The sequence below is a fragment of the Paraburkholderia sp. SG-MS1 genome (genome assembly GCF_012275575.1).
Classification (GTDB): Bacteria; Pseudomonadota; Gammaproteobacteria; order Burkholderiales; family Burkholderiaceae; genus Paraburkholderia.
In genome coordinates, this window is the sequence record NZ_NPIH01000287.1 from 1 (window position 1) to 12,024 (window position 12,024).

General features: G+C 63.9%; 11 protein-coding genes. All 11 read right to left on the bottom strand.

Annotated elements, in window-relative coordinates; genetic code table 11:
- Window positions 1-1,130: 1,130 nt before the first annotated feature.
- Complete coding sequence (locus tag CIC12_RS31785; RefSeq protein WP_168670409.1) at window positions 1,131-2,630, bottom strand: DHA2 family efflux MFS transporter permease subunit; 1,500 nt, start codon at window positions 2,628-2,630, stop codon at window positions 1,131-1,133.
- Window positions 2,631-2,833: 203 nt separating this feature from the next.
- The gene (locus CIC12_RS31790) at window positions 2,834-3,511 is read right to left on the bottom strand and encodes a glutathione S-transferase (protein WP_168670411.1); all 678 of its coding nucleotides are present in this window, start codon (window positions 3,509-3,511) and stop codon (window positions 2,834-2,836) included.
- Window positions 3,512-3,609: 98 nt separating this feature from the next.
- A complete protein-coding gene (locus tag CIC12_RS31795) occupies window positions 3,610-4,833 on the bottom strand; it encodes a dienelactone hydrolase family protein (protein WP_168670413.1) in 1,224 nt (407 codons plus the stop codon).
- Between the two features lie 29 nt (window positions 4,834-4,862).
- Window positions 4,863-6,503 (bottom strand): AMP-binding protein, encoded by a 1,641-nt coding sequence (locus tag CIC12_RS31800; protein WP_168670415.1) that lies wholly within the window; start codon window positions 6,501-6,503, stop codon window positions 4,863-4,865.
- 78 nt (window positions 6,504-6,581) lie between these two features.
- Window positions 6,582-6,977, bottom strand: a complete 396-nt coding sequence (locus CIC12_RS31805; RefSeq protein WP_168670417.1) for a RidA family protein — start codon at window positions 6,975-6,977, stop codon at window positions 6,582-6,584.
- Window positions 6,974-7,417: an acyl-CoA thioesterase gene (locus tag CIC12_RS31810; protein WP_168670427.1), complete on the bottom strand. Its 444-nt coding sequence runs from the start codon at window positions 7,415-7,417 to the stop codon at window positions 6,974-6,976. Before CIC12_RS31810 ends, CIC12_RS31805 begins: the two co-directional genes overlap by 4 nt.
- Window positions 7,417-8,598 carry an acyl-CoA dehydrogenase family protein gene (locus CIC12_RS31815; protein ID WP_446728060.1) on the bottom strand — a complete coding sequence of 394 codons (1,182 nt, stop codon included), beginning with the start codon at window positions 8,596-8,598 and terminating at the stop codon, window positions 7,417-7,419. The genes CIC12_RS31810 and CIC12_RS31815 overlap by 1 nt, the downstream gene beginning before the upstream one ends.
- 19 nt (window positions 8,599-8,617) lie before the next feature.
- Window positions 8,618-9,469, bottom strand: a complete 852-nt coding sequence (locus CIC12_RS31820; protein WP_168670421.1) for an enoyl-CoA hydratase family protein — start codon at window positions 9,467-9,469, stop codon at window positions 8,618-8,620.
- A 25-nt stretch (window positions 9,470-9,494) separates the two neighbouring features.
- Window positions 9,495-10,055 (bottom strand): MarR family transcriptional regulator, encoded by a 561-nt coding sequence (locus CIC12_RS31825; RefSeq protein WP_168670423.1) that lies wholly within the window; start codon window positions 10,053-10,055, stop codon window positions 9,495-9,497.
- On the bottom strand, window positions 10,052-10,819 hold the full coding sequence (locus tag CIC12_RS31830; protein ID WP_168670429.1) for an SDR family NAD(P)-dependent oxidoreductase: 768 nt from the start codon (window positions 10,817-10,819) through the stop codon (window positions 10,052-10,054). Before CIC12_RS31830 ends, CIC12_RS31825 begins: the two co-directional genes overlap by 4 nt.
- Before the next feature lie 11 nt (window positions 10,820-10,830).
- Window positions 10,831-12,024, bottom strand: a 1,194-nt coding sequence (locus CIC12_RS33525) for an oxidoreductase (RefSeq protein ID WP_446728059.1), incomplete at its 5' end; no start/stop codon positions are given.

Sequence of the window (12,024 nt, forward strand, 5' to 3'; positions counted from 1 at the left end):
CAGTCTGAGAAAATGCCAATGCGCTCAACAGACTGGCGCCTGCGGCCAGCAGCGCACGGCACCCCGGCGCGCCTGTCGCGCCGCGGCGTGTGGCCAGTTCGAACGCGGTGACATGAGTGTGGGCCCTGACGTTCCGTGCAGTCTTATAGGTCTTATTCAATTTGTCCTCCCTTCTTATTGAAATTCAATTCGCTAAAATAGTTAATTTGTAATGCTAATTAAAATAGGTAAGAAACATCAAATTTATACCTGGACACTCGCCCCCTCGCTCATTGCCTCTTCAAAAAACCTTGGGAGAGGTCGTATCGCGTGCGAAGCATGCCCGTATTTCCCGCGCACACCGGCTGAACAGCATTGTTTAGCGAAGCCGGCCGCAGGATTTTCACCAACTACAGCCAACGATGCATACAGCAGCCGGATGCCGCCTGATACATATGCCCTTGGCTCTTTCGCACGCTGGTTTGTGCCACGTGATGAACATATGATCCCCAAAACGGGGGGCGCATTTGACGTGAGAAGACTGTATCCTGGCCTGTGTGTGCCCAGGTCATACGCATATACCACCAACTCGATCTGAGTCAGGTGCCGGCGCAAACCTGTGCATCGGCAACAGCCCGTTTCGGTCGTCGGGCAAGCCCGCCTCGCGTATTTCCACGAGCGTGGGGTGCTAATCGCCGTAGCGTTCCTGATGGAATACCTCGACGTTGAAATACCAGGGGCTTTTACCGCATTGGGTCGGCCATCGCGAATCAATCGGCTGTAAAGCGGTTCAATAGCCAGACCGGCATGCCAGTTGCCTTGGCAAGGTGCACAACCGACGTGTCAACGGTGATACTTCGGTCCAAGTCTTTATCAAGGCCGCTGTGTCGTGAAAATCCTGCACGTCGTTCATCCAGCTGCTGACGGACGAGTCATGGAAATTGACAGCGTCTGAGTCTTTCTGTGGGCTCAGGGCCGCTCGCGCCTCCGCGAGATATCAACGCGATCTTTGTCCGGAGACAGGTACCCGCTGTGGGGTTTCAGATCATCGACGCCGGCATCTAGCAATGCTGGCAGTGACGGCAAATGCGCATAGTAGGTAAGACGGGCATTGGCGGAGGGGAGTGTGATCCCGCATTGCAGCGCGCGGCTTAGTAGTTTTCTGTCGCCGCCTCGTTGCCCGCCGCACCCGCAGGCGCTGATGGCTCTGCCGATGCCGACGCACCATGAGCGTCCGCGCCGCCGGCTTGGCCCGGCCGCAGCAGCAAGCCGCCGAGCACGCCGGCTGCCGCCGCGAAAATCGCCCCACACAGAAACGCCACGTGATAGCCGCTGTTGAGCGCGGCTATCGCGCCGGCCGACGCTTGCAGCGCGTCGCTGCGCGCGGCCGCGAGACTCGCGAGCACCGCGAGGCCGAGCGCGCCGCCCATCATGAAGGACGTGTTGACGATGCCGGACGCGAGGCCCGAATCGGCGGGATCGACGTCGCTCATGGCGGCGAGCAGCATCGGATTGAACGCGATGCCCGCGCCGAAGCCGAGCAGGATCATGCCGGGCAGCACGTCGAGCACGAAGCTGCCGTCGGCCGGCGCGCGTGCGAACCACGCGAGACCGCACGCGGCGACCAGCAGACCGACAGCCAACGGACGACGCAGACCGAAGCGCATCACCACGCGGGCCGACAGACCGAGCGAAAAGAATCCCATGATCAGATTGGCGGGCAGAAACGCGAGCCCGACCTGCAACGGACGGTAGCCGAGCACGCGCTGCAGGTACAGCGCGGAGATGAAGAACCACGCGAACATCGCGGCAGCCCACAGCACGCCGACTACGTTCGCTGTCGCGACATTGCGCAGGCGGAACAGGCCGAGCGGCATCAGCGGATGTTGGACCCGCGCTTCGATTGTCAGGAACGCGCCCATCAACGCGAGCGCGACGAACAGCAAGCCGAGCGTCTGCGCCGAGCTCCAGCCTGCTTCGTTGCCATTGACGACCGCGTAGACGGCGAGCATCAGCGACGCGGTGACCGTGACCGCGCCGGCCACGTCGAGCCGCTCGCCGTGAGCATGCCCGCGCGCGGACGGCAGTAGCGTGACACACAGTGCGTACACGGCGATGCCGATCGGCAGATTGACGAGAAAGATCCAATGCCAGCTCAGCAGGTTGGTGAGCAGGCCGCCGAGCAGCACGCCGATGCTGCCGCCGCCCGCGCACACGAAGCCATACACGCCCATGGCTTTCGCGCGCTCGCCGGGTTCGGTGAACAGATTCATGATCAGCGACAACGACACCGCCGAAACGATGGCGCCGCCCAAACCCTGCACGGCGCGCGCACCGACGAGCAGGACTTGCGAGTTCGCCATGCCGCACGCGAGCGACGCGAAGGTGAAGAGCGTGATGCCGCCGAGAAACAGCTTTCGGTGTCCGTACAGATCGCCGAGCCGTCCGCCGAGCAGCAGGCAGCCGCCGAACGTGAGCATGTAGGCGTTGACGACCCAGACCAGTGAAGTTTCGGTAAAGCCGAGGTCCGCCGCGATGGACGGCAGCGCGACGTTCACGATGGTGGTGTCGAGAACGATCATCAGCACGCCCAGGCACAGCACGATGAGCGCCAGCCAGCGTTGCTTGCCGTGAATGGAATGATGAGTCATGCGGGTGCTCCTGTGCCGCGATCGAGCGGGTTCGCTTCGGGGCGCAATCCCGCGAATTCGAGGGATGTGAGCCGTTGCCGGATAGGCCCCCGCTGGGTGGCTACCGGCGGCGCGAATTCGTCGAAGGCAATGAGCTTTTGAGTCTAGCACTCGGGCGTTTCGCGGCCCACTACGAAACCCCGGTTTGCCAACCCCGAGCTGCGTCAGTCGCCGCCGAGTATGTCGTACCTGCCGCCGCGTTCGAGCGCGCGCTGATAGGCCGGCCGTGCGTGAATGCGCTTCAGGAAGCCGGCTATCGTGGGAATCTGCCCGTTCAACCCACCGCGCGCCGTTGCGGCTTCGAGCGGGAAGCTCATTTGCACGTCAGCGGCCGTAAAGTCGTTGCCGACGAACCAGCCGGTTACACTCAGTTCCTTGTCGATATAGCCGAGGTGCAATTTCAGTTGTGGATCGATGAAGCTCGCTTGCAGCGTCGCCGCGATCTTGCGCGCGATCGGCCTCGCGAAGAACGGCATCGGCGCGCTGGCAATGCGCAGCGCCACCAGCTTGAGCAGCAGCGGCGGCATGGCCGAGCCTTCCGCATAGTGCAGCCAGTACGTGTAACGCAGCCGTTCGGGCGTGCCGGGCGCCGGAGCGAACCGCCCCTCACCGTATTTGCCGATCAGATACTCGACGATCGCACCCGACTCGGCGATCGTGAGGCCGTCATCGGTAATCACCGGCGACTTGCCGAGCGGATGGACCGCGCGCAATTCGGGCGGCGCCAGCATCGTTTTCGGATCGCGCTCGTAACGCTTGATCTCATACGGCACGCCGAGTTCTTCGAGCAGCCATAACACGCGTTGCGAGCGGGAGTTGTTCAGATGATGGACGGTCAGCATGGGTCGATGGGCGTTGGACAGTGGAGCATCAGATCATAGGGATGTCGTGCCGAGGTGTGACTCTAGTCGCACCTCGTGGCCATGCCCACCCGCACGGATCAGACCCGCGCCTTGCTGCCCATCAGTTGATTCGACGGCAAGGTTTCATCGAGCAGCTTGCGCGCGCTTTCGATCCCGGCCACCGGCAGTCCCTCGGGATTGAGCAGGCCCACCTGCACCAGCACCGATGCCTGGTCCCAATAGATGTGCTCGTTATAGAGCTTGTCGCCGCGGAAGCACACCACCGCCAGCATCGGCACTTCGAAATACTTGCCGGTTGGCGCGACGCCCGGCAACAGCCAGTCGATTTCGCAGCTATGCGTGCAACTGAAAATGAACTCGTCGACGATGCGGTCCGCGCCGATCGTGCGCGAAATCGGAATCAGCTTCGTGTCGGGCGGATTCGAGTTGACGAAGTGATGCGTGTAGAAGCGCTTGAGCCGGTCATGGCCGACGCCGCCGGTCATCGTCGGCACGTGGTTGACGTAGGGCTCGGCGACCATGGTCGGCATGACCGCGTCCACGTCGCGCGTGGCGAACTCGTGGTAGCAATGCGCTTCCCACAACGCGTTCAGATCGTAGACCGGGCCCAGCACCTTGCGCAGCAGCGCGAGCGTGCGCGAATACGCCATCATCGCGGCGGGTTTGTCGTACTGCGCGCGCGCGGGGGCGGCGAACGCGTGATCGCAACCGGGGTACACATATTGCTCGATTTGCGCTCGCGTGCGCAAGGCGGCGCTGATCTGCTCGCGCGTTTGCGGCGGACAGTGCGCGTCGTTCTCGGCGAAGTGGAACACCATCGGGCAGCGCACCGCGGACACTTCGTCCAGATGCGCGTCGAGGCCTACGCCGTAGTAGCTGACCGCGCAGTCGACATCGGTGCGCGCAGCGCTCAGGAACGCGAGCTTGCCGCCGAGGCAGTAGCCCACCGTGCCGACTTTGCCGGCCTGCTCGGGCAGCGCGCGCAAGGTGGCAATGGTTGCGGCGATGTCGTCGACAGCGAGGTCGACGTTGAACTGACCGAGATAGCCGAGCGCTTGCTGCATATCGGCTTCACCATAACCGAGGTCGATGCCCGGCTTGATGCGCCAGAACAGATCGGGCACCAGCACCACGTAGCCTTCTTCGGCGTAGCGCTCGGCGGCGGCCTTCATCGAGTCGTTGACGCCGAAGATCTCCTGCAACAGGACGAGCCCCGGGCCCGCCCCTTGCGTCGGACGCGCGACGTAGGCGTTGAAACGGCCGCCATCCTGGGCGACGACTTCGATGAAAGAGCCAGCCATGCGGTGTGCCTCCAATCTTGTAGTGTGGGTTACGCCATCGTGCGCAACTCGAAGCGTTTGAGCTTGCCGGTTTCAGTACGCGGCAACGCATCGACGAACGTGATGACGCGTGGGTATTTATACGGCGCCACGCTATTTTTCACGAAATCCTGCAATTGCGCGACCAGTTTGTCATCCGGGGCATAGCCCGGGTTGAGCACGACGAACGCCTTGACGATCTGTCCGCGTGTCTCGTCCGGCAGGCCGATGACGCCGCATTCGGCCACCGCGTCGTGTTGCAGCAGCACGCTTTCCACTTCGGGACCGGAGATGTTGTAGCCGGCCGAGACGATCATGTCGTCGGCGCGTGCCTGGTAGAACACGTAGCCGTCCGCGTCGAGATACACCGAATCGCCCGGCAGATTCCAGCCATCGCGCACGAACTTCGCCTGCCGCTCGTCGGCGAGATAGCGGCAGCCGGTCGGGCCGCGCACCGCGAGTTTGCCGATGGTGCCGGGCGGTACCGGTTGCATTGCATCATCCACGGCCTGAACGACGTACCCCGGCACCGCGCGGCCGATGGCGTGTGGACGAATTTCCTCGCCCTGCGCGGCAATGAAAATGTGGATCAGCTCGGTGCCGCCGATTCCGTCGATCATGTCGATGCCGCTCGCGTCGCGCCACAGACGCCGCGTGGAATCGGGCAGCGCTTCGCCTGCCGACACGGTCTTCTTCAGGCTCGACATGTCATGACGCGCGACGAGCGGCGCCATTTGCCGATAGAAGGTGGGCGCGGTGAACATGATGGTCGCGTGAAATCGTTCGACCGTTTGCAGCAAGGTCTCGGGCGTGAGCTTTTCGATCAGCACCGTGGACGCCCCCGCCCGCAGCGGAAAGCACAGCAGGCCGCCGAGGCCGAACGTGAACGCGAGCGGCGGTGTGCCGCAAAACACGTCGCTCGACGACGGCTTGAGCACGTGACGCGGGAACAGATCGCACATCGCCAGCACGTCGCGGTGAAAGTGCATGCAGCCTTTCGGCGCGCCGGTCGTGCCGCTGGTGAAGGCGATCAGGCAGACGTCGTCGGCGGCGGTGTCGCACGCGACGAAGTGCTCGGGCTTGTTGATCGCGAGGGTGTCGAGCGAATCGGCGGCGTCATCGTGAAAAAGGCGCGTTTGCTTCAGGTTCGCGCAGTAGAACTCGTCCTGAGGATTCGCGCAGCGTGCCAGCTCTTTGGTCAGGCGCGCGTCGCACAACGCCGCGCTGATCTGTGCCTTGTCGATGATCTGCTTCAGTTCCTTCGCACGCAGCAAGGGCATGGTCGGCACCACGACCAGGCCGGCCTTCAGCGCGGCGAGCGCGGTGACGGCCATCTGCAGCGTGTTGGGCCCGCGCAGCAGCACGCGGTTGCCGGGCCGCAAACGCATTTCATCGACCAGCACGTGCGCGCTGCGGTTGACGAGCCCAAGCAGTTCGCCATAGGTGGTGGCGCACGGTGCGCCATCCACATCGGACCAGATCGCCGGACGGTCGCGATGGCCCGCTTCGATGGTGCGCTCGAGCAGCTCGGTCGCGCAATTCAGGCGCGCCGGATAGGCCACGTCCGGGTTGTCGAGCAGGAAGACGGGCCATTGGTCCTGCGGCGGAAGATTGTCGCGCGCGAAAGTATCGACGTGTGCTGACGGTTCCATCTGGGTCTCCCGGGCGTTGAGCGGGCTAATGCGCTACGGTTGGCGTGAGTGGTGGCGTAAGCTGCTTTCGTTCGACGCCTACTGCGGAATCACGGCGGTCGCTTCGATCTCGACTTTCGCTTCGTCTTCGATCAGCGCGACGACCTGCACCGCGCTCATCGCGATGTCGTAGTCGCCGATCAACTCTCGAAACGCGCGGCCGATATCTTTCAGCGCCGCGAGATACTCGCGTTTGTCGGTGACGTACCACGTCATTCGCACAAGGTGCTCGCGCTTACCGCCCGCTTCGTGCAGCACGGCCACCACGTTTTTGAGCGCCTGAATGGCTTGCGCGGCAAAGTCGGCGGTCTGGAATTTCGCCTGTTCGTCCCAGCCGATCTGGCCGGCGATGAAGACCTGCGTGCCGCGGGCCGCAACACCGTTTGCGTAGCCGCGCGGTTTGATCCAGCCAGCGGGAAGGAGAGCCTGTTTCATGAGCGATGCGCCTCGATGGATTCAGTTTGGGGGGCGAACTTCGCGAGCGCGCTCGCGATGTCGGCCGGAATGTCGATGGATTTGCCGCTGTCGAACGACGTGGTCACGAGCACCTGCTTCGCGCGAAAGCGGGTTTCGCCGCCGCAATGGCCGACGATGTCGATGCTGACCGAGCGCCGGCCGATGGCGCTCACGCTAAGGTTCAGCGTGAGCGTTTCGCCCATCTGGCTGGGCCGCGAGAACTCGCAGTCGAGTTTGACGATCGGCAAGCCGACGCGGCGCTGCGCGATCATGTGCGCGTAGTCGACGTGCAGGCCTTCGTTGAACCAGTCTTCGACCAGGGCGTTGGTCATCACCAGATACTGCGGAAAGAACACGATGCCCGCCGGGTCGCAGTGCGAGAAGCGGATGCGCACGGGTCTCTCGAAGGTTGCGGTCATCATCGTTGCTCCGCGGCGGCGGCATGCGCCTTCAACAGATCGCGTCCGATGATCAACTGCTGCACTTCAGTCGCGCCTTCGTAAATGCGCAGCGCACGAATCTCGCGATACAGCAACTCGACGGCGGTGCCGCTTTGCACGCCCATGCCGCCGAAGAGCTGCACGGCGGCGTCGATCACCTGCTGCGCGCCTTCGCTCGCGTGCCACTTCGCCATCGCCGCTTCGCGCGTGACGCTTTCGCCCTGATCGCGCAGCCATGCAGCGCGATAAACGAGCAACGCGCTGCTGTCGATGGTCAACGCCATCTGCGCGAGTTTGGCCTGCGTGAGCTGGAAATCGCCGAGCGTCTGCCCGAACATCTTGCGCGACGCGGCGCGCGAGAGACCTTCGGCCATTGCGTGACGCGCGAATCCCAACGATGCGGCCGCGACCGACGTGCGGAAGATATCCAGCGTGCGCATGGCGAGCTTGAAGCCTTCGCCGGGCGCGCCGAGCATCTGGCTGTGCGGCACGCGAGCGCCTGCAAAACGCAGACGCGCGAGCGGGTGCGGCGCGATCACGTCGATGCGCTCGGCGATGTGGAGCCCCGGCGTGTCGGCATCGACGATGAATGCGCTGATGCCGCGTGCGCCCGGCGCTTCGCCGGTTCTCGCGAACACCACATAGAAGTCGGCGATGCCGCCGTTGGAGATCCACGTCTTGTCGCCGTCGAGCACGTAGGCGTCGCCGTCTTCGCGGGCGCAGAGCGCCATCGCGGCGACGTCGGAGCCCGCTTCCGGTTCCGACAGCGCGAACGCGGCGAGCGCCGTGCCGTTCGCGACGCGCGGCAAATAGCGGGCTTTCTGCTCATGCGTGCCGCCGAGCGAGATCGCGCCCGAACCGAGGCCCTGCATCGCCAGCGCGAAATCGGCGAGGCCCGAATGTTTGGCGAGCGTTTCGCGCAGCAAACACACGGCGCGCGTATCGATCGTGTCGCCGTGGCCGCCGTAGGCGACACCGCCTACGCCGTATTTCAGCCAGCCCGCGGCGCCGAGTTCACGCACGAGGCGCCGGCAGGTCGCGTCGGTATCCGCGTGATCTTCGTGTCCGAGATTCGCGCTGCACCATGCTTCGATGCCGGCGGCCAGTTCGCGATGACGCGGCTCGAAGAACGGCCATGCAAGCGCGCTGTGCCAATCCATTGTGTTATCGACGCTCAACTCAGTCTCCTTCGAACACGGGACGCGACTTCGCGGCGAACGCGCTGTATGCGCGCTCGAAATCGCGCGTGCTCATGCAGATCGCCTGCGCCTGCGCTTCCGATTCGATCGCTTCGTCGACGCTCATGCTCCATTCCTGATGCAGCATTTTCTTCGTGATGCCGTGCGCGAACGTCGGACCCGCGACGAGATCGGCGGCGAGCTTCTGCGCATCTTCGACGAGCGCGGCCGGTTCGCACAGGCGGTTGTAGAAGCCCCACGCGTGGCCTTCATCGCCGCTTGCCGAGCGGCCCGTGAAGAGCAGTTCGGCGGCACGGCCTTGACCGATGATGCGCGGCAGGATCGCGCAAGCGCCCATGTCGCAGCCCGCGAGGCCCACGCGCGAGAACAGGAAGGCGAGCTTGCTGCGCGCGGTGCCGAGGCGCATGTCCGAGGACATGGCGAGAATTGCGCCGGCGCCGGCGCAGACGCCGTCGACGGCTGCAATGACGGGTTGCGGGCAATGGCGCATCGCCTTGACGAGATCGCCGGTCATGCGCGTGAATAGCAGCAGTTCCGGCATCGGCAGATCGATCAGCGGCGCGATGATGTCGTGCACGTCGCCGCCGGAACAGAAGTTGTCGCCCGCTCCGTGGATCACGACCGCTTTCACATCGGTCGCATAGGCCAGTTGCCGGAACAGGTCGCGCAGCTCCGCGTACGATTCGAAGGTGAGCGGGTTCTTGCGCTCGGGGCGGTTCAGCGTGATGGTCGCGACCTTGTTGATCACTGACCAGCCGAAGTGGCGCGCCTCATAGCCGGCGAGTGTCAGGCGGTTGCCGGCCAGTAGTGCGTCGGCGTTGGATCGTGTCATGGTGTCTCCTACCGTTCGGTATGTTTCAATCTTTCAGACTGTCGAGCAAATGCTGCTTGAGTTTCCCAAGCCGTTGATGCGTGCGCGACTTTTCGTCGAGGCTCAACCCGCCGAACAGTTCGACGACCCATTGCTCGTGCGCGGCCGCCATCTTGTCGAATGCCTTGCGGCCGACAGGCGTCAAACACACGCTGATCGAACGGCGATCGTTCGGGTCCGTGTCGCGCGACACCAGCCCTTCTTTTTCGAGCTGATCCGTAATGCCGGTGACATTGCCGCCCGTCACCATCAAACGGCGCGACAGTTCGGTCATCTTCAGGCCTTGCGGATGACGTTCGAGCTGCGCCATCAGATCGAAACGCGGCAACGTCGTGTCGAATTCGTTACGCAGACGCTTGCGCAACTCGGCTTGCACGAGGTTCGTCGTGGTCAGCATGCGCAACCACAGGCGCAAGCCCATGTGACTGTCCGCGCCAGTGCTCATTTCGAGGTCCACGACGTTCTCCGCGGGTTGGGCCACGCCTTTGCGCGTCGGCTTCGTTTCGCCCGCCGCAGCGGGCTTCTTCACGTTCGATGACCTGGTCACATCACTTCTCCGCCGGAGATGGAAATGGATTGCCCTGTGATGGCCTCCGAGCCGGGTTGGCACAGCCACAGCACGCTGTTGGCGACCTGCTCGGGACTCACGAAGCGATGTTGCGGATTGGAGCGCAGCAAGGTTTCGCGCGCCTGCTGTTCGGTGCGTGAGGTCTTGCTGGTGATCTGTTCGAGCGACGCGTGCAGTAGTTCGGTTTCCGTGTAGCCGGGGCATACGGCGTTGACCGTGATGCCTTTTGTCGCGACTTCGAGCGCGAGCGAGCGCGTGAGACCGATCACGCCGTGTTTCGCCGCACAATACGCGGCGACGTACGCGTAGCCGATTTGCCCCGCCGTGCTCGCGACGTTGATGATGCGACCGCGTCCGCGTTCGAGCATGCCGGGCAACACCGCGCGTGTGCCAAGAAAGACGCCGGTGAGGTTCGCGTCGAGCATGCGCTGCCACAGCGCCATGTCGGTGTGCATGAACGGCGCGGCTTGCGCCTGGCCCGCGTTATTGACGAGGATATCGACCGCGCCCGCCTGGCTGAACGCGTTCGCGACCGACTCTTCCTGCGTCACGTCCACGCCGAGATAGATGACGTCGCCGAGCGCGTTGCATTTTTCCTGCTGCGCGGCGAGCCGCTGCACGTTGCGGCCCATCAAGGTAACGCGTGCGCCCGCGCGCAACAGTGCTTGCGCGATGGCCGCGCCGATGCCGCTGCCGCCACCGGTGACCACGGCGTGCTGGCCCGCGAGCGGGGAGGGGGGCATATTCACGTGGCTCACGTGGTTCCTTCTGCGCGTTGCGCGCGTTCTTGCGGCGACAGCCCTGCGTTCGCGATGGCCTGTGCGCGCTCGCGTTCGAGATTGCGTTCGAGTTGCGACTTCGCGGCGGCATAGGGCTTCGGCCACGCGACATCGAAGTAGCCGATCTTTGCCGCTTCGTTCAACGTCCACGACGGATTCGCCAGATGCGGGCGCGCAATCGCGCACAGATCCGCACGTCCCGCGGCGATGATGCTGTTCACGTGATCCGCTTCCGAAATTGCGCCGACCGCGATCGTCGCGATGCCGGCTTCGTTGCGCACGCGGTCCGCGAACGGCGTCTGGAACATGCGGCCGTACACGGGTTTCTCTTCCTTGCTGACCTGACCCGACGATACGTCGATCATGTCCGCGCCGGCCGCCTTGAAGGCTCGGGCGATCTGCACGGCGTCGTCCGGCGTGGTGCCGCCTTCGACCCAATCGTTCGCGGAGATACGCACGGAAATCGGCTTGTCTTGCGGCCATACCGCGCGCATCGCCTTGAAAACCTGCAGCGGATAGCGCAAACGGTTTTCGAGCGAGCCGCCGTATTCGTCGGTGCGTTGATTGGTCAGCGGCGACAGGAAGCTCGACAAAAAATAGCCGTGCGCGCAGTGCAGTTCGAGCCAGTCGAAGCCGGCTTGCGCCGACATGCGTGTCGCGTCGACGAATTGCGCTTCGATTTCGCGCAGTTCTTCATGCGTGGCCTCACGCGAATGCTGGCTGACGCCGCGCAGATATTGTTGCGGCGAAGCCGAAACGAGCGGCCAGTTGCCTTCGGCGAGCGGCTGGTCGATGCCTTCCCACGCGACGCGCGTCGAACCTTTGGCGCCCGAATGGCCGAGCTGAATGCCGATTTTCGCATCCGACTGACGATGCACGAGATCGACGATGCGCTTCCATGCATTCAGATGCTCGGGCGCATACATGCCGGGACATGCGGGCGTGATACGCGCTTCGGGCGACACGCAGGTCATCTCGGTCATCACGAGCCCAGCCCCGCCCATCGCGCGCGCGCCGAGGTGCATCAGGTGATAGTCGCCAGCGATGCCATCCACCGCCGAGTATTGCGCCATCGGTGAGACCACTACGCGGTTTTTCAGCGTCACGCTGCGCAGCGTGAAGGGCGTGAACATCGGCGGGACCGAGTGCCTGCCCGGCGCCCGCTCCAC